This is a genomic window from Candidatus Rhabdochlamydia porcellionis, assembly GCF_015356815.2.
Taxonomy (GTDB): Bacteria; Chlamydiota; Chlamydiia; order Chlamydiales; family Rhabdochlamydiaceae; genus Rhabdochlamydia; species Rhabdochlamydia porcellionis.
Map to the genome: position 1 here is coordinate 393960 of NZ_CP075585.1, position 23690 is coordinate 417649.

At 34.3% G+C, this 23690-nt stretch carries 22 protein-coding genes and 1 tRNA gene; 11 read left to right on the forward strand and 12 right to left on the reverse strand.

The features are described 5' to 3' along the window. Positions 1-122: 122 nt before the first annotated feature. Together RHAB15C_RS01845 and RHAB15C_RS01850 are read right to left on the reverse strand one after the other, a co-directional pair. Positions 123-704, reverse strand: a complete 582-nt coding sequence (locus RHAB15C_RS01845) for a hypothetical protein (protein ID WP_194844991.1) — start codon at positions 702-704, stop codon at positions 123-125. Between the two features lie 115 nt (positions 705-819). Then, complete coding sequence (locus tag RHAB15C_RS01850) at positions 820-2076, reverse strand: NAD(P)/FAD-dependent oxidoreductase (protein WP_194844990.1); 1257 nt, start codon at positions 2074-2076, stop codon at positions 820-822. Positions 2077-2311: 235 nt separating this feature from the next. Between RHAB15C_RS01850 and hprK the strand changes: the two genes are divergently transcribed. Genes hprK through ptsP form a run of 3 tightly spaced genes read left to right on the forward strand, consistent with a single transcriptional unit; the run spans position 2312 to position 5327 of the window. Continuing rightward, a complete protein-coding gene (gene hprK / locus RHAB15C_RS01855; protein ID WP_194844989.1) occupies positions 2312-3286 on the forward strand; it encodes an HPr(Ser) kinase/phosphatase in 975 nt (324 codons plus the stop codon). Continuing rightward, on the forward strand, positions 3258-3527 hold the full coding sequence (locus RHAB15C_RS01860; protein ID WP_194844988.1) for an HPr family phosphocarrier protein: 270 nt from the start codon (positions 3258-3260) through the stop codon (positions 3525-3527). Before hprK ends, RHAB15C_RS01860 begins: the two co-directional genes overlap by 29 nt. Next, complete coding sequence (ptsP, locus tag RHAB15C_RS01865) at positions 3528-5327, forward strand: phosphoenolpyruvate--protein phosphotransferase (protein ID WP_194844987.1); 1800 nt, start codon at positions 3528-3530, stop codon at positions 5325-5327. It begins immediately after the preceding gene. A 368-nt stretch (positions 5328-5695) separates the two neighbouring features. Here ptsP and RHAB15C_RS01870 read toward each other — a convergent pair whose 3' ends face one another. Together RHAB15C_RS01870 and dnaX are read right to left on the reverse strand one after the other, a co-directional pair. Beyond that, positions 5696-5980, reverse strand: coding sequence for a YbaB/EbfC family nucleoid-associated protein (locus tag RHAB15C_RS01870; protein ID WP_194844986.1), 285 nt, complete (start codon positions 5978-5980; stop codon positions 5696-5698). A gap of 5 nt (positions 5981-5985) precedes the next feature. Further along, positions 5986-7317 carry a DNA polymerase III subunit gamma/tau gene (gene dnaX / locus RHAB15C_RS01875; protein ID WP_246587592.1) on the reverse strand — a complete coding sequence of 444 codons (1332 nt, stop codon included), beginning with the start codon at positions 7315-7317 and terminating at the stop codon, positions 5986-5988. A 192-nt stretch (positions 7318-7509) separates the two neighbouring features. Here dnaX and RHAB15C_RS01880 point away from each other — a divergent pair, with 192 nt between their 5' ends. Continuing rightward, positions 7510-9645 (forward strand): HD family phosphohydrolase, encoded by a 2136-nt coding sequence (locus RHAB15C_RS01880; RefSeq protein WP_194844984.1) that lies wholly within the window; start codon positions 7510-7512, stop codon positions 9643-9645. A gap of 42 nt (positions 9646-9687) precedes the next feature. Here the strand turns inward: RHAB15C_RS01880 and RHAB15C_RS01885 are convergent, their stop codons facing one another. Genes RHAB15C_RS01885 through RHAB15C_RS01900 form a run of 4 tightly spaced genes read right to left on the reverse strand, consistent with a single transcriptional unit; the run spans position 9688 to position 13489 of the window. After that, positions 9688-10467 (reverse strand): SDR family NAD(P)-dependent oxidoreductase, encoded by a 780-nt coding sequence (locus tag RHAB15C_RS01885; RefSeq protein WP_194844983.1) that lies wholly within the window; start codon positions 10465-10467, stop codon positions 9688-9690. Further along, entirely contained in the window at positions 10464-12203 is a 1740-nt protein-coding gene (locus RHAB15C_RS01890) for a phospho-sugar mutase (RefSeq protein ID WP_194844982.1), read from the reverse strand. The genes RHAB15C_RS01885 and RHAB15C_RS01890 overlap by 4 nt, the downstream gene beginning before the upstream one ends. A gap of 13 nt (positions 12204-12216) precedes the next feature. Continuing rightward, a complete protein-coding gene (locus RHAB15C_RS01895) occupies positions 12217-12624 on the reverse strand; it encodes a YkgJ family cysteine cluster protein (protein WP_194844981.1) in 408 nt (135 codons plus the stop codon). After that, the gene (locus RHAB15C_RS01900) at positions 12617-13489 is read right to left on the reverse strand and encodes a metallophosphoesterase family protein (protein WP_194844980.1); all 873 of its coding nucleotides are present in this window, start codon (positions 13487-13489) and stop codon (positions 12617-12619) included. Before RHAB15C_RS01900 ends, RHAB15C_RS01895 begins: the two co-directional genes overlap by 8 nt. 766 nt (positions 13490-14255) lie before the next feature. Here RHAB15C_RS01900 and RHAB15C_RS01905 point away from each other — a divergent pair. The 4 genes from RHAB15C_RS01905 to RHAB15C_RS01920 all read left to right on the forward strand — a co-directional run bounded on the left by RHAB15C_RS01905 (position 14256) and on the right by RHAB15C_RS01920 (position 16389). After that, a complete protein-coding gene (locus RHAB15C_RS01905; protein WP_194844979.1) occupies positions 14256-14741 on the forward strand; it encodes a hypothetical protein in 486 nt (161 codons plus the stop codon). A 35-nt stretch (positions 14742-14776) separates the two neighbouring features. Continuing rightward, positions 14777-15811 (forward strand): hypothetical protein, encoded by a 1035-nt coding sequence (locus RHAB15C_RS01910; RefSeq protein ID WP_194844978.1) that lies wholly within the window; start codon positions 14777-14779, stop codon positions 15809-15811. Positions 15812-16008: 197 nt separating this feature from the next. Beyond that, on the forward strand, positions 16009-16149 hold the full coding sequence (locus tag RHAB15C_RS01915; RefSeq protein WP_194844977.1) for a hypothetical protein: 141 nt from the start codon (positions 16009-16011) through the stop codon (positions 16147-16149). Positions 16150-16251: 102 nt separating this feature from the next. Continuing rightward, the gene (locus RHAB15C_RS01920) at positions 16252-16389 is read left to right on the forward strand and encodes a hypothetical protein (RefSeq protein WP_194844976.1); all 138 of its coding nucleotides are present in this window, start codon (positions 16252-16254) and stop codon (positions 16387-16389) included. A 42-nt stretch (positions 16390-16431) separates the two neighbouring features. Here RHAB15C_RS01920 and RHAB15C_RS01925 read toward each other — a convergent pair whose 3' ends face one another. The 4 genes from RHAB15C_RS01925 to RHAB15C_RS01940 form a co-directional block, all read right to left on the reverse strand. Continuing rightward, complete coding sequence (locus RHAB15C_RS01925; protein WP_194844975.1) at positions 16432-16776, reverse strand: hypothetical protein; 345 nt, start codon at positions 16774-16776, stop codon at positions 16432-16434. Positions 16777-16901: 125 nt separating this feature from the next. Continuing rightward, positions 16902-18485 carry a chaperonin GroEL gene (gene groL / locus RHAB15C_RS01930; protein WP_194844974.1) on the reverse strand — a complete coding sequence of 528 codons (1584 nt, stop codon included), beginning with the start codon at positions 18483-18485 and terminating at the stop codon, positions 16902-16904. 105 nt (positions 18486-18590) lie between these two features. Further along, entirely contained in the window at positions 18591-19403 is an 813-nt protein-coding gene (rsmI, locus tag RHAB15C_RS01935) for a 16S rRNA (cytidine(1402)-2'-O)-methyltransferase (RefSeq protein WP_194844973.1), read from the reverse strand. A 19-nt stretch (positions 19404-19422) separates the two neighbouring features. Continuing rightward, a tRNA-Cys gene (locus RHAB15C_RS01940) sits at positions 19423-19493 on the reverse strand. Between the two features lie 98 nt (positions 19494-19591). Between RHAB15C_RS01940 and RHAB15C_RS01945 the strand changes: the two genes are divergently transcribed. The 3 genes from RHAB15C_RS01945 to RHAB15C_RS01955 all read left to right on the forward strand — a co-directional run bounded on the left by RHAB15C_RS01945 (position 19592) and on the right by RHAB15C_RS01955 (position 23395). Then, positions 19592-20905 (forward strand): UDP-N-acetylmuramoyl-tripeptide--D-alanyl-D-alanine ligase, encoded by a 1314-nt coding sequence (locus tag RHAB15C_RS01945; protein ID WP_194844972.1) that lies wholly within the window; start codon positions 19592-19594, stop codon positions 20903-20905. 62 nt (positions 20906-20967) lie between these two features. Next, positions 20968-22167, forward strand: a complete 1200-nt coding sequence (gene mraY, locus RHAB15C_RS01950; RefSeq protein WP_194844971.1) for a phospho-N-acetylmuramoyl-pentapeptide-transferase — start codon at positions 20968-20970, stop codon at positions 22165-22167. 478 nt (positions 22168-22645) lie between these two features. Continuing rightward, positions 22646-23395, forward strand: a complete 750-nt coding sequence (locus RHAB15C_RS01955) for a hypothetical protein (RefSeq protein ID WP_194844970.1) — start codon at positions 22646-22648, stop codon at positions 23393-23395. The last annotated feature ends 295 nt before the right edge of the window (positions 23396-23690 follow it).

Here is a 23690-nt window from a genome sequence, read left to right on the forward strand (position 1 = left end):
TTTGGATAGTATTTCATTAAATATCTTATAGAAAGATACATCTAGTCTATCATAATAACTTATAAGACACCTTTTTTACAGAAATGCGCCTCATTTAAGATAGAATTACTTGAAAATATGTTTTACATATTACATCTTGCTAACGCAAAATAATTCTTCTCGCATGCTTTGCTACGATCATCTACATATCCAAAAGAGTGAGTAGATGGTTTGCAAAATAATTTATCAAATAATTTTATAGAATTTTTCATACAGTCATTTACAGTTGTACCACATTCTTTAAAACGTGCCCAATGAGCTTGAAAAGCAGAAGCGCAATTGTCATAGTAATCAGGTCCTGTTGTAACAAGCTTAACTATGTTATGTAAAGATCGAATACTTTCGTTCATTGGAAGTTCCGTGGAATCAGTAAAATACTCAGTAGAAGTCTCAGTAGTATTAGAAGAAAATACAGTTTCTGTAAGTGCTTGATTAATAAAAAAAGTAGAAGTCTCAGTAGTATTAGAAGAAAATGCAGTTTCTGTAAGTGCTTGATTAATAAAAAAATACGCTGTAGCAGCTGCTACTGCAACACCAGTGATACTTCCAATGACAATCTTTTTTCTTGCTAGCCAAGAACGATTGGATGATGAAGATGATAAATCAACAGTTACTGTATGTGGGTTTTTTTGGATTTGTAGAACTGGGTGAAATTTTATCGTCATAAGTCTCCTTAGTAAAAGTTTTTTATTATATTTTATATTTTAATTATTATTAAACACGAACAAATTAGAACTAAAAATAACAGTATAGAAAATTGTTACTTAAAAACATATAAATTTATTCTTTTGTTTCATCGATAGAGCGACTGTAGATGAGTCTTACGCCTCTTTTACCAGAAATCAAGGCCATTACCCATTCTATTAATACGATAAAGCGATCACGAAACCCAATGAGATAGATAAGGTGAATAAATGCCCACATGAGCCAGGCAATAAAGCCGGTAAATTGAAGTTTCCCAATAAAAGCAATGGCTTTGGCTTTTCCAATAGTAGCCATGCTTCCTTTATCGAAATATTTAAAAGGTTTTCTATTTTTTTTATCTAGATCTTGCGTAATGGTTTTTGCTACATAACGCCCTTGTTGAATAGCTACAGGCGCAATTCCCGGAAGGAGCTTATTTTTGTACTTCACATGTGCAGCGTCTCCAATGACAAATGCTTCTGGAAAGTTAGGTAGAGTTAAGTCAGATTCAACAATCACACGACCTGCTCGATCTAGAGGAGTATTTAAGTGTTTAAGTAATTTGGATGCTTGATTGCCTGCAGCCCAGACGATGTTTTTTGAAGCAATAAACCTATCTGCTATTTGAACGCCTGAGTCATCAATGTTGGTTACTTTTGTGCTATTCAGTACTTGAACTCCGAGTTTTTCAAGATCTTTTTTAGCCCGTTTGGATAATCTTTCAGGATAACTAGGTAGAATATTGGGGCATGCTTCTATTAAAAAGATCTGTGCTTTCTCTGGGTTAATTTTACGAAAGTTTTTAAACATGGTTTTATAAGCAATTTCAGCAATAGCGCCTGCCATTTCTACTCCAGTAGGTCCTCCTCCAATGATTACAAATGTTAGATAAGGCAAAATGGACCCAAAATCCGCTCTTTCTGCTTTTTCAAATGAGATCAAGATTTGTTCGCGAATATTTAAAGCATCGGGAATGGTTTTTAAACCAGGAGCAAATGCTTCCCATTGATCATTGCCAAAATAGCTGTGACGAGCTCCGGTTGCGATGATTAAATAATCATACTCAAACCACGCTTGATTAGAAAGGATCACTTGCTTTTGTGCGGTATTGATATCGGTTACCTCACCCATAATTACAGAGACATTTTCTTGGTTTCTAAGAATTTCTCTTAGAGGTGTTGCGATTTCTCCAGGAGATAGGGCTGCTGTAGCTACTTCGTATAAAAGAGGTTGAAATAGATGATAGTTCATCTTATCGATTAATAAAATATCTACATTAGCTTTTTTTAAAGCTTTAGCGGCATTTAATCCTCCAAAGCCTCCACCAATAATAATTATTCTGCTTTTAGTCATAAAATTACTTTCATTTTATTATTATGAAATTAGTCTTCTTGTTTTTATTTAAATAAGAGGAAAAGTAAAATCTTTGCAAGATTCTTTTATCAGGAGAATATATTTCTTTTTGATTTGCAAGAAAGCCTACTTCTCAATAAAATCACCTTTACAAAGATAAAAATTTTAACATCATATTGCGCTAAAGCTGAAAAATCCGTTGGAGCAGCGATTTGCGTTTACCTTAAGTGACTGCATGTATTGTGTTCAAGACCTTTTCCAAAAATATGGACCACAACTTGGATTAAAATTAATTGCAGGAGAATCAGGTTTAAACCGTCAAATTAAAGTACCGGAAGTACATCGGCCAGGTCTTAGCTTATCCGGATATCTAAAGAATTATGCCAGTCAAAGAATCTTAGTATTTGGTAACGTTGAAGCACGCTATCTTAGAGATCTCGATAAAAAACTACGATTAAGTAGATTACAAGCAATTCTAACTCCTCGAACTCCCGCTGTTATTTTAGCTGGTCGTTACACATCTTTAAAAGAGCTGGTGCGCATTTGCGCAGAAGCAAAAATTCCTTTGTTTCAAGCTCAAGGTTCCACCATGAGCTTAGTTAGTAAAATGACACTAATACTCAATGAAGAATTCTCTTTAACTATGAGTTGTCATGGAACTTTAGTAGAAGCTTTTGGAGTAGGGGTATTGATACAAGGAGATTCCTCAGTAGGTAAAAGCGAAGCTGCTTTAGGATTAATTGAAAGAGGACATCGCTTAATTTCTGATGATGTTGTGCGTATTCGCCTGCGAGAAGGATCTTCTCTTCAAGGATCAGGCCCTGAATTAACGCGTCACTTACTTGAAATTCGAGGAATTGGCATTATCAATGTAGCTCATCTCTATGGAGCGGTATGTGTAAGAGATGAGAAAGCAATCGATCTCATTATAAAACTAGAAGAATGGGATGAGCGTAGGTTTTATGATCGAGTGGGTTTAGATGAAAAATATTATGATATTCTTGGAATCAAAGTTCCTTTTCATGTGATTCCTGTTAAGCAAGGTCGAGATATTGTTTTGCTAATTGAAACCATTGTCTTGAATCAAAGATTAAAAGAAATGGGGTACCACTCTGCTCGAGAATTCAATGCTAAGCTATTAGAAAGTATTTCTAGAAAACAGAGTAAGAGGGCTAAAATCTGTGAAGCTCATACGCAAAGTGAGAGTTAAAAATGCAATGGGATTGCATGCTAGACCAGCTACCGGGATTGTTAGATTACTACAAGGGACAAAGTCTGCTGTTTCTTTTACCTATCGTAAAGAAACAATTAATGCACGGAGTATTATGAGCATTTTGATGTTAGCTGCAACAAAAAACTCTTTGATTACTATCTTTGTAGAAGGAGATGATGCTCAAGAAACTATGGAGAAGCTAGTTGATGGATTTGAGAACCATTTTGGAGAGCAGTAAATGTCCAAAAAGCAAGAAGATAAAGCTCAAGAAATTCGGGTTCAAGGCTATTCGGTTAGCGAAGGAATTGCAATAGGTTATCCCTTTTTCCTGGAAAATGTAGACAACCCCATTCCTAATTTCCCCATTACATTAAATGAAGTTGATCAAGAGATCCAGCGTTATCACATAGCTTTAAGGTGCAGCAGAGAAGATCTTAAAAAACTTTCTAAATATTTAACCTATAAAGGTTCCAAAGAAGCCGCTACTATCATTGATGCGCAAATTCAAATTTTGAGAGATCCTTGTTTAACCACTCAAGTGGAAGAAAAGATTCGGTATATGCTGCAAAACATCGAAGCGGTTTTTCATTCTGTTATTACAGATTATGAGATTCGTTTTTCTTGTATAAAAGATAGCCTTTTTCAAGATAGATGGGTTGATATAGTAGACTTAGCAAAAAGAGTTCTTAGGCATCTTTGCTTTCAAGGGCAAACTCCTTGGCTTAATGTTCCAGCTGAGTCTATCATTTTTGCAAAAGATTTAATTCCTTCCCATGCAGCGGTTGCTGAATATCCTCGTGTGATTGCTTTTGTTACGGAAGAAGGAGGAACTAGTTCACATACAGCACTTATTGCTAGATCAAAAGGCATTCCTTATGTGACTTGTATTAATTTAAACAATCTACGCTTATGCCTGATCCAATGCGTTATTGTAGATGGATATAGTGGGGAAATTATTTTAAACCCTAATGATAAAACTTTAGCAGAATATCAGAATCGTAGAAACAATTTACAGAAATGGGTTAAGAAACTTCATGTGAATACAGATTCTATTTTACAAACAAAAGATGGGCATTCTATAGAAGTGTTAGCAAATGTAGGTCATCTACATGATGTTGAACAGTTGACAAAGCTGGGAGCTAAAGGGGTTGGTTTATTTCGTACAGAATATCTTTTCTTCCAAAATAATCATTTTTCTTTTTCAGAAGAACATCAATATGAGTTTTATTCGAAAATTATTCAGAAAGCTGTTGATATGCCAGTAACTATTCGTGTTTTTGATATTGGAGGAGATAAAATTCCACAGTTTCTACACTCCTTTAATACAGATAATTCTGTATCTAAATACCGAGGTATTCGTTTTCTTCTTTTACATAAAGATATTTTCCGTATGCAATTAAGAGCTATTTTACGAGTAGCATATCATGGAAATGTACGCATTTTATTACCTTTAATCAGCGATCTTATCGAACTAGAGGAATCGCGTATTTTGATAGAACAAGTGTCTCAAGAACTATCTCAAGAAGGGGCTTTATATAAACCAAATCTACCTTTAGGATGTATGGTTGAAATCCCATCTGCTGTATTCATTTCTGGTGCTTTAGCAAGACATTGTGATTTTTTATCTATTGGGACCAATGATCTTATACAATATAGCTTAGGAATAGATCGTAGCGATTATGTAGAAAGTGATTTCAATTATTCTATTCACCCGAGTATTATCCGTATGATTAAAATGATTACCTCTGAGGCTATGCAAAATAAAAGAGATGTCTCCATTTGCGGAGAGATTGCTTCTAACCCTCTTTTTGTTGCTCTATTGATGGGATTAGGACTGAGAATCTTTTCCTGTTCTCCTCGCTATATTCCAGCTATTAGATATGTGATTAAGCAAATTCATCTTAAAGATGCAGCTATTCTAGCACAAACAGTGTTGGAAATGGATTCTTCTTCACAAATTTTTGAGGTATTACAAAACTATCTTAACTCTATACATATTCCTGCATATTTGTGTGACAATCTTTATTCAAAAAAATAATCGGCTTTATCTGCATGGATGATTTTTTATAACTTGCAAAAGGATTTAAAAGACCTTCTTATTCTCCAGGTTATTTGGTATAATCAAAGTTTCTTACAGGGAAAATCCTCTCTCGAAGTGATATGAGGTCAATACTTTCAAAATCATCAAAATTATTTTTTTCTTTCCTCGAGAGATAAATGAGAAAGGTCGTAAAAGTAATTACCTATGTAAATAATAGCAGCACTGTCAACAAGTTGTTTTTTGCTTCGTTAATATCTTAGGCCAATTAATATAAGACTTATCGACCCAAAATCAAAGTTTAGGTCGATTAGTTGTTAACATTATTTAGAAGTGTGAGAGCGGTATCTTAAGAAAAGCTTTAAAAATTAGAAGCCAAATGGAAGAGGGCTTGGTTCACTAGATAGCTGTCGATAGCCATCTTCACAAGCTGCTTTGATTAAATCTTGCACCCCTTCAGGATCATTGGGATCTAAACATTCTGGTTTAATTTTTATTTCTAGAAGTTCTTTTTCTCCATTTAACACAACTGTAACAAGGCTAGCTGAGCTTGTCCCTGTTACTTTTTTGTTTTGTAATTCATTGCGCATTGTTTCGAGTTGCTGCTCCATAAGCTTTGCTTGTTTTTTTGCTTTTGAATAACCGCTGCCCATATAAATTATGACTCCTTTTTAATTACAGCTTCTAGTTCTACAGCAGCAAATCGCAATAAGGTATCGTATCGGCTTTGATGTGCAGGAGGTGAAGATGTAGGGGTAGATTTTGGTTTTTGAATAGTCGGGGAAGGTGAAGATTTTCTATTTTCTATTGGTTTAACTACTGGATCTAATGGCTCAGGAGATGGAGTAGCTGGTATAGATAATTTAGATTCTAATTGAATAAGGCGTTGCACAAGTGTAGAAGAATGCATGCGGTATTTAGAACGAATGATATATAACAAGATGGTTTCAACTAAGATTTGTTTTACAGAGATTTTACTAATCATTTGTTGCCAATGAATCAGATAATCTAAAATATCCAAGCATTGCTCCAAAGTGTAGTAAGCAACAGATGCTTTGTAATTGCTGTGCTGGTTCCCGAATAAACAAATAGGAAAACGATCCAATTTATATTGGATTAAATTGCGGTAATGCTGAAGAAGTTGGTTAATAAAATAATAAAAATCTTTACCACTTGAAAAGAGATCATGAGATAACTCAAAAGCAACTTTAAGATCGTATTCTTCCACTGCTGTATCTAATTTAAAAAAGATAGATTTATCAATTAAAGCAAAAGTAGAAGTGGCATTTTTTACAGTAATGCAAGAGTTGTCAAAACAGATAAGTTGGTCAAGTAGGGATTCTGCGTCTCGTAATGATCCATCAGATAACTCAGAAATCAAAAAAAGAGCTTCTTCTTCATAAGAAATTTCTAGATTTTCTAAAATTTGTTTGAGTTTTTTGATAATTAATTCAGGAGAGATGCGATTAAGATCAAACCGTTGGCAGCGACTAATAATAGTTGGCAGAACTTTATGCGACTCTGTAGTAGCAAAGATGAATTTAACAGTAGGAGGAGGTTCTTCAAGAGGTTTAAGAAGGGCATTAAAAGCTTCTTTTGTTAGCATATGTACTTCATCGATAATATATATTTTATATTTACCGTGCGTTGGAGCATAGCCAATTGTCTCATTCATTTGACGGATATCATCAATGCCTCTATGAGATGCTCCGTCAATTTCCAATACGTCCAGAGAACAATTGTTTAAAATATCTAAACAAGAACTACACTGGTTACAAGGCTCAGATTCTGCATTGAGATTTTGGCAGTTCAGCGCTTTTGCTAAAATCCGCAAGAGGGAAGTTTTTCCCGTACCTCTTAATCCACAAAAAAGATATGCATGAGCTAACCTTGAATTATAAAGAGCATTTTTTAAGGTAGTAACAATTGCATCTTGTCCAAGCACATCTGCAAAAAGCTGTGGTCTATATTTTCTATAAGAAATACTCACTAAATCCTCTAGCTGTAATGACGATTTTATTATCATACAAAAAAAGCATTTAGAAGCCAAAGAGATCGTTAAAGAATTAAGGGAATGTACAAAAATAATTTTTATATCTAGAAAAGATAGTTATTAATTGCTAAGAATCTGTTATAATGGAAAAGATAGGTTCAAAGGGCGTTTTCAACGCTTAAATCCCTTATGCAAGAAGCAGAAATTGAAGAAAACCAATTAGATTCACGTGGATGGCGAAAGTGGTTTAAAGGCCATGAGTTTGCCAAACGGTTTGTCTTGTTTTCACTTTTGCTCATTTCTTTGACTTTTTTTATTAATAACCGAGAAGTTTTAATTGATTTACCCGAAGTTGGTAGTCTAGCACCGCGCTATATAAGTGCTCAAATCGCTTTTGATTTTCCAGATCTTGAAGCTACAAAAATATTAAAACAAGAAGCTGTAAGAGATATTAGTTCCTTCTATCGCATAGATGAAAATCAAATCCGCAGCTATCGCAAAGAATTAGAGCTTTCTTTAATTCAAAATCCAAATTGGCGTTCTAAATTAAGTAAAAGTACTTTTGAAAATCTTTATACTGTTTTGGATCGGTTAGAAGAAATTTTGATTCAGGCACATTTTACTAATCAACGCACCTTAAATAAAATGCATGGACTTGATATCCCTACCAAAGGAATTACTGTCCTTTCTCTAGCTAGAGAAAATATAGAGGAACAGCAGATTTTACCTGAGCGGTTTTGGCAGAAATTAGAAGAAAGATTAAAGGAAATTGGTCATTTAAATTCAGAGGCAATTGATTTTATTCTTGCACAGTTTTCTAAACGGTTTTGGCTTCTTCAAGAAGACCTTTCTCTAGAGCGCAGTATTAAACATAGTATTCAAGATCGAGTTGCTCCACGCTATACTCATATCGAACCGGGAAGTCAAATTATTAAAGTGGGTGAAAGAGTTTCTCAACGCCACCTAACAATGTTAAAATCTATGAAGCATACGTTAGCAGAATCTCGAAACCGATGGGCTTTTAAGACATTATTAAGCAGTTTTTTAATAGCTTTATCCTTACTCATTTCAGTCATTGCTTTTTTAAATGTTTTCTATCGTGAAATTTTACAATCGGTACGTAAATTAGCTCTTTTAGTGTTAATTTTTATTCTGACTTTAATTTTTTCTTCTTTAGCAGAGCATTTATTGCTATCTGAAGAAAATCATTTGATTGAGATTGTCCGTATTCCCATTCTAGTGCCTTTTGCCTCTATCTTAATATGTATTTTGTTTGAAGCTCAACTAGCTTTGATCTTTTCTTTATTTCTTTTATCTTTATTTTCAGCTGTTTTAGCGGTAAATTATATCCCTTTTATCTTAATCAATTTTATTGCGATGCTTACCACAGTTTTATTTACGCATAATTTGCATAAGAGAAGACAAATATTTTCTGTTTTTGGCAAGGTTTGGTTATCTATTCTTTTACCTATACTTGGTTTGAATTTAGCTAAAAATGCCTTATGGGGTTTTAATTTAATTCCAGACATAATGAGTTGTTTTGTGTTTTTATGTACAATTGCTATTCTTACGGTTGCTCTATTACCTATTTTAGAAAGCTTATTTCATATAACAACAGATATGAGTTTAATGGAGTATATGGATCCTAATCATGAGTTATTACATCGTTTGAGCTTAGAAGCACCAGGAACATATCAGCATTGTTTAGTTGTAGGGCATTTAGCAGAGGCAGGGGCTAGATCTATTGGAGCTAATGGGATTTTTTGCAGAGTAGCTACTCTATATCACGATATCGGCAAATTGTTTAACCCTCATTATTTTACAGAAAATCAATTTGGAGGATTTAATATCCATCAGCTACTTACTCCCATGGAATCAACGCAGGTAATTATTGCTCACGTGCCAGAAGGGGAAGTATTAGCTCGTAAACACCATCTTCCACAAGGATTTATCGATATTATTCGAGAGCATCATGGAACAACAATGGTTTACTATTTTTATTGTAAGCAAATGGAACAAATGGGCAGTGATGCGAATAAAGTAAATGAAAAGCTTTTTCGTTATCCAGGACCTAAACCACGTAGTAGAGAATCAGCAATTATTATGATTGCTGATACAATAGAAGCCGCTTCTCGTTCTATGGAAGAGCTTACAGAAGAATCCATTACAGATATGATTGATAAGTTAATAGATGAAAAAGCAGAAGATGGGCAATTTAATGAATCTCAATTAACATTTGAAGAATTGGGAAAAGTGAAAAGAGCGATTATTAAATCTTTAATTGTTACACGTCATCTACGCATTAAATATCCCTCTAGAAACTAGATCTCAGAGTCTTAAAGACTATTGAGTTTAAAGAAATAAGATTTAGAAATTTTTTCTGTATCTTTTATATAAAGATTTTTGTAAGAGAGATAACAAAAAGCTCTTAGGAATAAGGTAAGCTAAAAAAATTATCAAACGATACCTTAGATCGATGATTTGTACTCTTTTTCCTTGTTTAATTTGTTTGAGGATCAGGCGTACTGCCTTTTCACAAGATAGGGTGAGATGATCTGATTTTTGAGGGAAGTTTTGAGAGGCTTTTTTACGAAAATCGGTTGCTATTTGCCCGGGACAGACGGTAAGTACACGAATATGATAGGCGAATAGCTCTATATCTAGAGCTTCTGAAAAACGATAGATAAATGCTTTGCTAGCTGCATATACAGAGAAATTAGGATAAGAAAAAAAAGCAGCAGCTGATGAAATATTTAAGATCAATCCTGGTTTTTTAGCTTTTTTTAACGCTGAAGCAGCTTCTATAGAACACTCCATAACAGCCTGTATATTTACTTGAATCATTTCCTGCAATAGTTTTAAGGATTGTTGTACAGCAGAGCCGTATAAACCAAATCCTGCATTGTTAATCACAAGATCAGGGCAGAGTTCTTGAATCAATGCACAAAGAGAAGCTCTTTGATTTGATTGGCTCAAATCTACTTGCACAGTTCGAATCGGCTTTGGTATTTCCTTAGCAAGAAGTTGTAGTTTTTGGGCGTTTCTACCCACTGCAATTAAAGAGATATTTCTTTGAGTTAATGCATGACATAAAGCTCTTCCTAGCCCAGATGTAGCTCCAGTGACTAGGGCTAAATCATAATTCATACGATAAATTGCTTAAAGTTGGTTAATAAAGTATGTAAATGAATTTGACATTGATCAATTCCTCGTTCTAATGAAGAATAAGAATCTAGATGAGTAGATAGATATATTTTTATTTTAGGTTCTGTTCCAGAGGGGCGTATAATTAAGCGACTCTGATCTTTTAATCCAAAAGCTAATACATTAGAACAAGGTAACTCTAAAGCTTCTTCTTGCTTGGTTTCTAAGGTAAAATGTATTCTTTTTTGATAATCCTCTATATAGAGTACGTCTATTCCTGCAATTGCTTTGGGTGGGTTTTGTCTCAATTGCCGCATAATTTTCTCAATCTTTTCCATGCCTTCTTTACCAGATGCAAAATCTATAGAAAACTGCTTTTCTTGAAAAAGACCATATGTTTGATAAATTTTTTCTAAACGATCTTGTAGGGTTTGGCTTTGTTTTTTTGCGTATAGTGCAATTTCTGCAAGTAAACAAGACATGACAATAGCGTCTTTATCTCTTGAGTGAGTGCCAATTAAATAGCCGTAAGACTCTTCAGCACCGAATAGGAAATGAGGGCTTTCTTGAGATTGTTCCCATTTGTGAATCAGCTCGCCAATATATTTAAATCCAGTAAGAACTTCTCTATACTCAATCTTGTAGCGCTTTGCAATGCTTTTTAAGAGTTGTGTTGAAACAATGGTTGTAATAATTGCTGCTCTAGCTGGTATTTTGTGCTTTGAACTCAATACTTGAGCAAGATAATCTGCGCAAATAGCTGCTACTTGATTTCCATCGAGTAGGATAGGTTTATTGCGATGTAAAACTGCAATTCCTATCCTATCTGCATCGGGATCTGTTGCAATCAAGAGATCGGACTTGGTATCTAGCATATATTTCAGACCCATTGTAAATGTTTCTTTATGCTCAGGATTTGGGAAAGCAACAGTGGGAAAAGAGCCATCAGGTTGGCATTGCTCTTTAACTAGATAGATTTGATCGAAACCCCACTGTGTTAAAGCTTTAGGCACGATAGTACTGCCTGTACCGTGTAAGCTTGTATAGGTAATCTTCAAATCCTTACCCGTTTGATGATCTTGCTCGGGAAAAATCTGTAGAGGGGCTATTGCTTGTAAATAGGGTTGGTCTAAAGAGTTTCCGATTTGTTGGATGACTGGGTTAGAAAGATCACTTAAATGGATTTGTGAGGGTTGCGATATTTTTTCTACTTCTTGCATGATGCCTATATCATGTGGAGATACCACTTGACCGCCATCGCTCCAATAAACCTTATATCCATTGTATTGAGCGGGATTGTGAGAAGCGGTAATCATAATAGCAGCATCTGCTTGCATAAAACGACAAGCAAATGAAATATAAGGAGTTGGTCTCAATTCATTAATTAAAAAGACTTGAATTTGGTTAGCGGCAAGTACTTTTGCAGATTCTTCTGCAAATTCTTTAGAATGATGCCTGCTATCAAATCCAATGACAACTTTTCCTGTTTTTTTTTGTTGATTTATATAATTTGCTAAACCTTGGGTAGCTCTTTGAATAGTATAAATATTTAAACGATTAGTCCCTACTCCCATTAACCCTCGCATGCCTCCTGTTCCAAAAGAAAGATCACAAAAAAAGGCATCGATGAGCTCTTGCGGTTTTTGCATGAGCAAACGCACTTGGTTTTGTGTGTCAGGATCAAAAGGGCTATTTAGCCAAGTCTCAGCACGTTTTTGAATATCTGCCGGAATTGCCATATACCATCGTTTTTTAAGAGTCTAATTGTTTTTTTATTTCTTCAAAAGAAACCAAAGGCGCATCAGTGTGGTTTATCCCTTCACAGCGTATGGCTTCTTCTTCCCAATGTTTTTTTGTTTTTAGATTTTCTGGCCACCAAGGGAACTTACGGCATTGCTTAGGTCGAATAGAATAAATCTGACAGCTCTTATCTTTTAGAAAAATACAATCATAACTACGATAATCTTCTAAAAGTGAGAGTCTTCCTGCCACTTTACGAGTGTACTTTTTTATGCATTCTTCAAAACTTATTTGTAAAAATTGTGAAATTTCTTCCACTTCGTTATCGCTTATCCATACATATCCAGGAGATCCTGTGCAGCATTTACCACATCCTGTACAATGAAAACTAAGACCTTCTTTGTACCATTCTTCAGACATTATTAACCTTAAAATAAGAGCGAGAAGTGGGTTGCCATTTGCTGTTAACGATTTTAAAACTCTCGACCCAAAATTCCTTTTCATGTAGTTCAATGAGATTCCAAGAGCCCATTTTTTTTTCTATAATAGATCCACTATCTAAGATAATAGGTAAATTGCTTTGTCTAAGATCTGCAATACAATGACGATGGGTATGCCCATGTAGATATAAATTAACCCGAGGAAACTCTTTAATGAGATCGCATAAAGCCTCTGAGCGTTTAAGGCCTTTTTCAGGAGCTTCATTATAAATGAGAGGAAAATGATTCAAAATTAACACGCTGTGATCTTTAGGCATTTGCTTTAAGGTTTGCTTTAATTTTTTTTCTAGCTCTGGTGAAAAAAAACCATAACACGCAAGAGGAGGAGTAGCGATTGCGGTATCTAAAAAAATAGCAGACCATTTGTTTCCTATTTTGACAACTGTTAACCCATCGTCTTTTAAATTACATGTAGATTCAGAAAAATGAGAAGGGAAAAAACGATAATAGGTTTTATGGGAAAAATCAGCTTTTGTATATTGATCGTGATTGCCAGGGAGAAGTAATACTAAAAGGCCTTGTTCCTCTAGTCTTTGGATAAAAGCTTGTGCCATTAAAAACTCTTTTTTATCAGAGGTGGTAGTTAGATCTCCTGTAATCAGTACCTTAGAAACTTCTAATTGTTTAAAGAGTAAGGGAAGTGCTTGTATATTTTCAAAACAAAATTGAGATCGTCTACGTAGGTAGAAATTGGCATTCCCTATCCATCTCTTAGAAAAAAAATGATGAATTTTCCAAGAGGGTTTTGCAAAATGCAGATCGGAAATATGAGCGCAACGAACCATTGTGGTAACCTTGAAATACTTTTAGCCATTAGATTAACCGATCTGAGAATTCTTCTCTATAAACTAAAAATACAGATGAACAGAATGTATGTTTTTTATCCAGGAGTTAAGAAGACTTCAGATCTTACATTTAGATGCTTAAGATCTATGAAGCTGCATAGATATTTCTCTAGATTAACCTTGGTTCTAAATTTATAGATTTTTTTTAATTTTACTGCTTTACCTTATCAAAAAAAATTTGTTTTTTTTCACTAACTTTTAATGAATTCAGGAATTGATTCACTTATGTTATGCATAGAAGCATGTTGATATATACGTCGACTATCTTGTAAGTCAAAACGCTCAGACAACAGGACTATCTCGTCTTTTGGATGGTCAAATAAGCTATAACAAAATCACGAGATTTTTAAATAAAGGCCAATTTGATTCAAAAGATTGGTGCCAATATGTCAAAACAAAAGTGCGTAAACAAGAACAAGAAAAGAGGAGGCATTGCTTATGGCAAAAAATACATGGATGTTTTTGTTTCCCTGTGTAGATAGAGCCATTTTTTCTTACGGTATGTGAACAGGAGTTAGAGCAAGAGATCTTCATTTTTCTATTTCTTGCAAACGAAATTTCTTAAAGGACATTTTAATTTTACATTAACGAAGCAAAAAAATAATTTGACTTTTGCGTTTTGATGTGTCATCTTTTTATCTCTTGATTCTTTTAAGACTAAGATCAAACGCTTTTTTATGAAAAGAGCAATTGCATGAGGAGTATTATGGAAACACCCCCAAGACAAAACTCAGAGACATTTTCAGTGGGGCAGGCTTTTAATCTTAATATATTTTTTCTTCTCGGTATTTGGCCTTTGGTGGAACCCAAAGTGCTAGAAGAAGAGCAAAAGTTAGGGCTTTATTCTTTTTTCTTTATAGATATTTGTTCTACTTATGATTGTCATGCTGAATGGAATGAAGCAATACGTCTTGTGCTACATGTTCCCAAAGAAGAGCAAAGAACCCTACAACTCTCTTTATCTGATATTTTTTCTTGTATCATGGAATTTTGCAAAATTTTTAATGAGCGTTGTAATTTTAAGATTGCGTATACGGTCGATTTACTAGAATCCATGAGAAAGAACCCTAAAAACCATGAAAGAGAATGGGCAATCTGGCAAGACATGGTTAAAGAAATCGCAGACGACCATGAGGGAAAAAATAATTATTTTAATTGGGCAGATACGCTTTCTCCATGGAAAATGGAATAAATTTATTTTTTCAATAAAAAATGGGAGAAACTTCTATGACATCCCCTCTTTCTTTTCTTAGAGATGTCTCTCATCAAACAAATACTGCTTTTCCTTCTCAACAAGAGTTATCAGAACGTTCTCAAAAACTCATTTCTCTATTTAGAGGAATGCTTCCTGTCTGCAAGGAAACTATCGATTACCAAAACAATCATTCCAGATTATGGACTCTAAAAAATGAGATGCTCTTAGGTACAGTTTCTCACTTTAATGGAAAGATTACATATATTCCTTCTGATAAAATCATCAATTCTTGCACAGGCAATCCTATTTCTTTGAAAAATCTCAAAAGATTGCAAGATTTGCAAATAGATTTAGCTTATGTTCCCGAACAAAAACAACTCATTGTTTTTCCTCATTTAACAGCAGCTGGAGATGATCAAATAACACAAGCAGCTGCAAAATCCCTCAATCCAAAACCTCCAGTTTCATGGGTTGTTCCTGCATTTGTGGAGAAACCAGGACAGCGTTTACATATATTTAGGAAAGCTGATGGACACTTTTCTGAGGACACTCCAGAAAACAGAGCTTACATTCGCGCAGCTGTTTCTGATCCAGCCAATAAAGAAGCTGTAAATAACCATGGAGTAGAATTGTATTCTAAGATCATGCCAGATGGATATCGAGCTTGGGCTCATGTTAAAAATGGATTTATTACTAATGGAGGACGTGATAAACCGTGGAGAAAATGGGTAGCTAATAATAATCCAAAAGGCCCAGGAGGCCAAATAGCTCCAAGAAACCTCTATACTTACACTACATTCACCTTCCAAGAACGAGTACAAGCCGATCGTCTAACAGAGGTTTACAATAAATCGGTAATAAAAAACCCTTGGAAGCCACATTCTGTAGAATTAAGATTTCCTGCTAGAGATGTAGGAGAGATACATCATCAAGCTAATGTCGCTACAGATATTCAAGCTCAGAAAAGAGAAGTAAACCTATTAAGTAAACGCCTGGATTTTTCTCCATTGGAAATGATTGAAAACTCCTCAACAAAAGAAGAAGAATCATGGTGCTCCTTGATGTAAAGCTATTTACTATAGGTAATTTGCTCTACTTGATTTTTAAAGACTAAGATCAAACGCTTTCTTATTAAAAGTGCAACTATATGTGGGATATTATGGAAACACCTCCAAGACAAAACTCAGAGACATTTTCAGTGGGGCAGGCTTTTAATCTTAATATATTTTTTCTTCTCGGTATTTAGCTTTTGGTGGAACCCAAAGTGCTAGAAGAAGAGCAAAAGTTAGAGCTTTATTCTTTTTTCTTTATAGATATTTGTTCTACTTATGATTGTCATGCTGAATGGAATGAAGCAATACGTCTTGTGCTACATGTTCCCAAGGAAGAGCAAAGAACCCTGTAACTCTCTTTATCTGATATTTTTTCTTGTATCATGGAATTTTGCAAAATTTTTAATGAGCGTTGTAATTTTAAGATTGCGTATACGGTCGATCTACTAGAATCCATGAAAAAGAACCCTAAAAACTATGAAAGAGAATGGGCAATCTGGCAAGACATGGTTAAAGAAATCGCAGACGACTATGAGGGAAAAAATAATTATTTTAATTGGTCATCTACGCTTTCTCCATGGAAAATGGAATAAATATATTTTATTAATAACTAGAAGGTTTTAGGAGAAGGAATCTTATTTTTTTTTAGGTCCATTGCGATTCAAAATCTTCTGCTGAGCAAGATTTTGTTTGATTGTTGTTTTTATCCAGCGAACACCTTCAATATGAGTGTGTGCTGGTTGAGCATCGGTTGTTGTAATGCCAATTCCTGGTGTAGTGCGTTTGGAGTTTTTAGTATTATGTCTAGCTTTCTTAGTTTTCATATGCCTTGTAAAAGAATCCATTAACTCTTTTCTTTTTTGCATGGTTTTTTTAGGGATTTTTACAAGAGGGCTCTCTTGAATGGTGGGGTTTTTTTGAGCAGAGCGAATTTCTTTTCTTTGCTTTTTGCGATTTTTTAAAGAGAGTTGATCTTTCATAGATTAGCCTTGAATTCATCCAGTGCTCTTAAATGCTCACTCTATTTTTTCATGTATTTATTTTCAATTTTTTTATATAAAACCAGCCTAGGTCTAAAGAAACCTAGGCTAAATAAGAAGCCTTTTTATTCTTTTTCAGGAGCATTACCAATCAAAACCTCTGAGAAAAGAATGAGAATAGCTGTTGATACAGCGCATTGTAGAGCAGATCTTAAAACCTTCAATGGGTCAATAATACCGCTTTTTAGGAGATCTTCTACTTTTCCTGTTAGGGCATTTAATCCAAATTGTGGCTCTTTGCTCAGAATCTCATTAAAAATAACAGCACTATCTAGACCGTTATTGGCAATGATTTGCTTAAGAGGAGCTTCACAAGCTTGGATCAAAATTTGTGCTCCCATGTTTTCTTCTTCATTTAAGTTCACGCATGCATTGCGACTAGCTCTTAAAAGCCCGATTCCTGCTCCAATAACAATTCCCTCATCAATCGCAGCTCTTGTAGAATTGAGACTGTCTTTAAATATTTGTTGCTTTTGTTTGGCTTCTGCTTCAATAGCACCTCCTACGCGAATGATCGCTGCTCCGCTTATCAATTTAGCTTTGCGCTCTTCTAATTTTTCTCTATTGTACGAGGAGGTAGCTTCTATAATTTCTAAATCAATCTGCTTAATGCGTACTTTTACCTCTTTACTTTTGCTCTCATCTGCAATAATGATTGTTTTATCTTTGCTCACAATCACTTTTTCTGCAGAGCCTAGGTCTTCAAAAGTAGCATCTTTTAAAGACAAACCGGTCTCTTTTGAAATAAATTTAGCACCTGTTAATACAGCAATATCTTTGAGCATTTCCTGGCGATTATCTCCAAAACCAGGGGCTTTTACTGCACTCACTTTAAGTATTCCCTTTAATTTATTAATCACTAATGTGGAAAGAGCATCTGCTTCCACATCTTCTGCAATAATCAATAATTCAGAAGAAGAAGTGGCAATAGATTGTAAAATAGGCAGCAATTCTTGAGCAGATAAGATCTTTTTATCTGTGACTAAAATTCGAGGGTTATGTAGCTCTACACATAGTGCATCTTCTTTTGTGCAAAAAGAGGAACTGATATAGCCACGATCAAATTGCATTCCTTTAGCTATTTCAACCGTTGTGTGAATTCCTTTACTCTCTTCTATGGTAATAACACCATTTTTCCCTACTTTTTCGATGGCTTCAGCAATAAAAGTTCCAATGGCCTTATCTCCTGAAGCAGAGGCCGTTGCTATATTTTGTATTTCTTTTTGGGTTTCAATGGTAATGGAATTTGTCTTCAAAGCATGTAAAATGGTGTCAAGCGCTTTTTCTATTCCTCGTTTTAAGTGAACAGGGCTTGATCCTGATGTAATTTGTTTAGCAGCATTTTTTGCAATTGCGCGTAGTAAAATCAAACAGGTGGTTATTCCATCTCCGCACAGATCTTTCATTTTTGCAGCGCTTTCTTTACCTAAAGCAATTCCCATGTTTGTATATTGATCTTTTAGCTCAATTTCTTTAGCTACATCACTTCCATGATTGGTAATGCTAGGAGCTCCCCAAGAAGATTCTATAGCTACATTGCTTCCTTTAGGACCTAATGTATGACAAACAGCATCTACAAGTTGATCTATTCCTTCGAGTAATTTATTTCTGGCTTCTTCTTCAAAAATCAGTTCTTTAAGTGTTGACATAACTATCTCCTAGTTAAAAGTGATTGTCATACAGAGTGGCATAATAGTGATTATTTCTAATAGAAGAAGTATAAAAAGAGAAAGCTTATTTTGCAATTAGTTGCCTTAAAAATCAAGATTTTCTTTATAAATTTCTCTTTTAGGAAGCTGATGCAATTTGGCGACTATTTTAACAGCTTCAGAACGACTAAGATGTAGTTCTTCTTGTAGTATGTTAATATGTGAAATGACATTGCCTGTTAGACAGCACTCTTGTGGATTTTCTGAAATTAATAAGACGATTTCTCCACGAGGGGTATGTGCTTGAAAATGACCGAGTAAGATACTGGCTTCTCCAAACAAACTCTCCTCATGTAGTTTGGTTGCTTCTCTTATAATACAAAGAAACCTTGTATTATCTAGTTTTTGTAAATGAGACAGGGTTTTTTGTATTTGATGAGGAGTCTCATAGAAGATACTAGTCCCTTTATACGCTAATGCTATCTTAAGAATTAGAACCCTTTCTTTTTCTTTTTTAGGAACAAACCCTAGAAATTGAAAAGTAGTAGATGAAAAACCAGATAATCCAAGAGCGGCAATTAAAGCACAAGCTCCTGGGATCACTGTCATAGGAATTTTTTTTTGGCGACATGTAGAGATAAGTTGTAGACCAGGGTCTGAAATTGCAGGAGTTCCTGCATCGGAAATAAGTGCTACATTTTTTCCATTTGCTAAATCTTCTAAAATGTTATCGAGTTTCATTCTTTCATTAAAACGGTGAAAACTTTTTAGGGGTTTTTTGATCGAATAATGATTTAAGAGGATTTGGCTATGACGAGTGTCTTCACATAAGATATAGTCACATTTTTTAAGTGCATCAAGTGCGCGAAAGGAAAAATCTTTTAAATTGCCAATAGGAGTTGAAACTACATATAACATGGTCTTTAGTAGAGATAAAAGGTGGCACTCAGATTCGAACTGAGGATCGGGGCTTTGCAGGCCCCTGCCTTACCACTTGGCCATGCCACCTTAGGAATTTGCAAAAAATTATGCTGTATTAAGTATAAAAGGGTCAAGGATAAGTTTTTTAATGATTAAAATCTTCATTTAGTTACTCTTTCATACAAATGTATACTTGTAAAGAAATTGCAGCTTGTTTAGGCATACTTTCCTCTAACTTGACTTCCATCGAAGGATTTCGTCAAGATAGTAGGTTAATTGAGCCAAGAGATCTATTTTTTGCTCTGTCTGGAGATAGGGTAGATGGCCATGCTTTTTTAGAAGAAGCAGCAAAAAAAGGGGCAGTAGCAGCTGTTGTATCCAAAAGATATAAAGGGCCAAGCTATGGTTTATCTTTATTGGCCGTAGAAGATGTCATGAATGCATTGCATCTTTTGGCACGGGTTATATTTTCAAAGAGGCATACTCGTGTTATTGCAGTTACTGGGTCTGTAGGGAAAACAACTATTAAAGAGTTTATTGCAACACTTTTATCTGCGCAATTTAAAGTTGCAAAAACCCCCGGCAATGCCAATTCTCGAATAGGGGTGCCTCTTGCTTTATTAAATGCAGATAAAAAAGCTGATATCTTTGTTGTAGAAATGGGAATGAATCAAAAAGGGCAAATAGCTAAACTTGTATCTATTACTCCTCCAGAGATTGTTGTAATTACCAACATAGGTTTAGCTCATAGTGCTTATTTTCCAGAAGGTCTAGAAGCTATTGCCCAAGCAAAGGCTGAAATTTTGTCATCTAATAAAACACGTCTTGCTATTTTAGGGCCTAATGTAGGAAATTTTTCCGCTATTAAAAATCATTTATTGCCCAAAAAAAATTATGGTTTATCAAAAGGAATAGATCTCTATTTACAAGCTCATGGGGAAAAGTTTTATTTGATTGAAAAAACTAGTTGTTCTTCTTTTTTTTCTTTGCCGTTTCAAGCAGAGCATTTATGGGAAGATTTTTGTGGCTCTGCTCTAGTTGCTAGGGAATTTGGCGTTTGTTGGAAAAAGATTATTGAACAAACCAAGCGACTTAAAACCATTTCTCATCGATTTACTATCATAGAAAAAAAAGGGATTATTTTTGTTGATGACTCTTATAATGCGAGTGTGTCTTCTATGAAAGCAGCTTTTAAGTCCTTGCCAAAGTCTAAAGGGAAAACCATTGCTGTAATAGGGGATATGAAAGAGCTCGGAGAGTTTACAGCAGCATGCCATTTGGAAGTGGCTAAATACGCTTTAGAAGTAACCGATATATTGCTTTGTTTAGGAAAAGATTGCTCTTTAATGGTAGAGTTATTTATTAAGAATAAACGTAAAGCTTATCTATACCATGATTTTCAAGACTTATACAAAGCTGTGCATGCTTTTGCAGGTTATGGTGATGTTGTTTTGATTAAAGGTGCAAATTCTCATCAATTATGGCGCATTTTGGATTAGAATTGCGATGTTTTTATCTTCTAGATTAAGATAACATTCATGAACAACTTAAGAGTGTATCCGTGATTCTTTTCATTTATCAATATTTAAGCAGTTTAGGAATTCCATTACATTCGGTTTTTACCTACTCTTCTACTCGGATGATGCTAGCAGCATTGAGCTCTTTGTTATGTGCGATTTGGGTAGGCCCTTACTGTATCAGAAGGCTCTATGCTTTAAAAACAGGGCAGTCGATTCGTGTAGAAGATTGCCCTCTCTTAGCAGAGCTTCATCAAAAAAAAAAGGATACCCCAACTATGGGAGGTATTTTTCTTCTGTTTTCAGCGCTAATTTCTCTTATTTTATGGATGGATTGGACGAGTAGCTTTACCCTTATGCTCTGCTTACTTACTCTGGGTCTAGCAGCTATAGGTGGAATTGATGATTATTTAAAAATGAAGTTAAAAAATTCCAAAGGGATGAAGGCGCGCACCAAATTGCTCATGCAGCTATTTATTACCTTGGGAATTTGCAGCTATCTATATCTACCCCAGCTTACACAAGAAGATCTCTTGCGTCCACCTATTGCTAAAGAATGGATTAAAAAAAGCAAAACAGAAGGAGAATGGAAAGTATTAAATACACAGCAATACATGGGCTATTATTTTGTTCCTTTTATCAAAAAGCCCTTATTTAAACTAACGGGCTTAAGCTTATTTCTGGGGATTTTCTTAAGCGTATTTGTAATCACTGGATCTTCCAACGCGGTGAACTTAACAGATGGATTAGATGGTCTAGCCTCAGGCTGCTTGATTATGGTAGCAGTTGTATTAGGAATTGTTGCCTTTTTATCAAATAATAAAGAAATAGCTCGTTATCTAAATATTTTATACATTGAACAAAGCGGAGAAATAGCTATCTATTTATTTGCTGTTATTGGCGCAACTCTTGGATTTTTATGGTATAATGGGTTCCCAGCACAGGTCTTTATGGGGGATATCGGTTCACTATCTCTAGGAGGAATCATTGGCTTTTCTGCTGTTTTATTACGAAGAGAGCTTCTTTTAGCCTTAGTTGGAGGAGTATTTGTTGCAGAGACCCTCTCTGTGATCTTACAGGTAGGAAGTTACAAATTGCGTAACCGCAAACGTATTTTTTTATGTACACCTCTTCATCATCATTTTGAGTATAAGGGCTGGTCTGAGACAAAAGTGGTTATTCGCTTTTGGATTATTGGTTTGATTTTAGCCTTATTTGGGTTGGCCTCTTTAAAATTTCAATAGGGATGCTTTATAAGCTCAGCATTAGGGTTTTCTAGCTGATAATCATAGATTATCTTTCTTATTTTCAATTAGTTAAGCTCAAGACTTAAGTAAACTATCTTTCTATAGATCATTTTTCAAGTTAGATCAGAAATGAATAAGCTGTTTTTCGCAAATTTTTTATAAACTATAAAATCTTAATAATACGCTATATAAAAATTAAGATTTAAAGCTTTAATTTTGAATTAGATAGATATTAGTTTGTAATCTTAATTTATAGATTTGCAACAATTCGAATAAGTTAAAAATATTTAATAAATCTTTTTATTATTAATCCTTAATTATTATTTTTAATAAATATAATATTTTTTTTTAAAAATAATATATTTTATGTTATTATTTATATATGTTATTATTAAATATAGTTAATATTATTAAATATAGTTAATAAATAGTTAATAATTAAATTAAAAAATATTTTTAAACTTAAGGGTTATATATGGATACAAACATATTAAATGAATTTAATAAGCCTAAGTACAATTGGGCAACTAGTTTTAGAAGATCTTTTACTTCCGCTTCAAGAAAGCGTGTTAAACATTCAGATATCGAAGCTCTTTCAACGCGTATAGATTGTTTGAGCAGTCAAGTCGACGCTCTTTCAATGCATAGAAGGCGAGCTAATACTGTTTCAGGTTATAGAAATCGGGCCAGCTCTGTGTTAAGGAAACCTTTTACTAATAATAAAGAAATGGACTTTAATCCATCTTATAAAAATCGATCCAGTACTATAAGAAGAATGAGAAATTTGTTGAACAGTGAATCGGAGCCTTTAAATTCTTTAGAGAAAGCAAAAAAATTCTTTAAAGAAGGTTGTTATAAAGAGGCAAAAAAAGCATTTAAGAAAATTTTACAATCAAAACCTTCAGAACAAGAAAAAGCAACAAGTGAACTTTATTTGGCAACGATATATTTATCGCAAAATAGTGAATCTAAAGATAAGCTCTCTAAAGCTAAAGAGTTTTTAAAAGGAAAGGTATCGGAGTCTTTTGTCAAAACAAAAACAACTGCCGTACCTTTAGCACAGATCATGTACTCTCATATAAAATATCTTATAGAAGAAAAAGAACATCCAAAAAAAGCAAGAGGCCTTTTTCTAGCTCACTATCTTTACGAAAAAACGGAGAGTTTTTCTGAAGATGAAAAAGTAATGGCAGGAATATTGTATAAAAAGTTTTGCATAGCATAGTTTAAAGCAAATAATTTTAGCAGCTCAAACAGTGCGCAATAAATTTTTATCTGAAAAGAAGTTTTTTATATGTAACTTTGCTTAAAAGCTATCAGAAACTTAAAATTTCTGATAGCTTTTAAGGTTTTATGAGGAGTAGCTCCTGACTTCTGACCCACTTTAAATCAAGATAAAAGGAAATATTGTCTCTTTCACGCAGGTGATATTATAGTCATGTAAACCACCCTTTAAAGGATTAAGCAGATCATGAAATCCTTAGCATCTCTGTAGTTTTTAAATAACAAGTCTTGTAGTT

Excerpts from the sequence above, each read along its gene's own strand:
- RHAB15C_RS01845 (WP_194844991.1), bottom strand. The coding sequence starts at position 704 with ATGACGATAAAATTTCACCCAGTTCTACAAATCCAAAAAAACCCACAT.
- RHAB15C_RS01850 (WP_194844990.1), bottom strand. The coding sequence starts at position 2,076 with ATGACTAAAAGCAGAATAATTATTATTGGTGGAGGCTTTGGAGGATTA.
- hprK (WP_194844989.1), top strand. The coding sequence starts at position 2,312 with ATGTATTGTGTTCAAGACCTTTTCCAAAAATATGGACCACAACTTGGA.
- ptsP (WP_194844987.1), top strand. The coding sequence starts at position 3,528 with ATGTCCAAAAAGCAAGAAGATAAAGCTCAAGAAATTCGGGTTCAAGGC.
- RHAB15C_RS01870 (WP_194844986.1), bottom strand. The coding sequence starts at position 5,980 with ATGGGCAGCGGTTATTCAAAAGCAAAAAAACAAGCAAAGCTTATGGAG.
- RHAB15C_RS01880 (WP_194844984.1), top strand. The coding sequence starts at position 7,510 with ATGCAAGAAGCAGAAATTGAAGAAAACCAATTAGATTCACGTGGATGG.
- RHAB15C_RS01885 (WP_194844983.1), bottom strand. The coding sequence starts at position 10,467 with ATGAATTATGATTTAGCCCTAGTCACTGGAGCTACATCTGGGCTAGGA.
- RHAB15C_RS01890 (WP_194844982.1), bottom strand. The coding sequence starts at position 12,203 with ATGGCAATTCCGGCAGATATTCAAAAACGTGCTGAGACTTGGCTAAAT.
- RHAB15C_RS01895 (WP_194844981.1), bottom strand. The coding sequence starts at position 12,624 with ATGTCTGAAGAATGGTACAAAGAAGGTCTTAGTTTTCATTGTACAGGA.
- RHAB15C_RS01900 (WP_194844980.1), bottom strand. The coding sequence starts at position 13,489 with ATGGTTCGTTGCGCTCATATTTCCGATCTGCATTTTGCAAAACCCTCT.
- RHAB15C_RS01905 (WP_194844979.1), top strand. The coding sequence starts at position 14,256 with ATGGAAACACCCCCAAGACAAAACTCAGAGACATTTTCAGTGGGGCAG.
- RHAB15C_RS01910 (WP_194844978.1), top strand. The coding sequence starts at position 14,777 with ATGACATCCCCTCTTTCTTTTCTTAGAGATGTCTCTCATCAAACAAAT.
- RHAB15C_RS01920 (WP_194844976.1), top strand. The coding sequence starts at position 16,252 with ATGAAAAAGAACCCTAAAAACTATGAAAGAGAATGGGCAATCTGGCAA.
- RHAB15C_RS01925 (WP_194844975.1), bottom strand. The coding sequence starts at position 16,776 with ATGAAAGATCAACTCTCTTTAAAAAATCGCAAAAAGCAAAGAAAAGAA.
- groL (WP_194844974.1), bottom strand. The coding sequence starts at position 18,485 with ATGTCAACACTTAAAGAACTGATTTTTGAAGAAGAAGCCAGAAATAAA.
- rsmI (WP_194844973.1), bottom strand. The coding sequence starts at position 19,403 with ATGTTATATGTAGTTTCAACTCCTATTGGCAATTTAAAAGATTTTTCC.
- RHAB15C_RS01945 (WP_194844972.1), top strand. The coding sequence starts at position 19,592 with ATGTATACTTGTAAAGAAATTGCAGCTTGTTTAGGCATACTTTCCTCT.
- RHAB15C_RS01955 (WP_194844970.1), top strand. The coding sequence starts at position 22,646 with ATGGATACAAACATATTAAATGAATTTAATAAGCCTAAGTACAATTGG.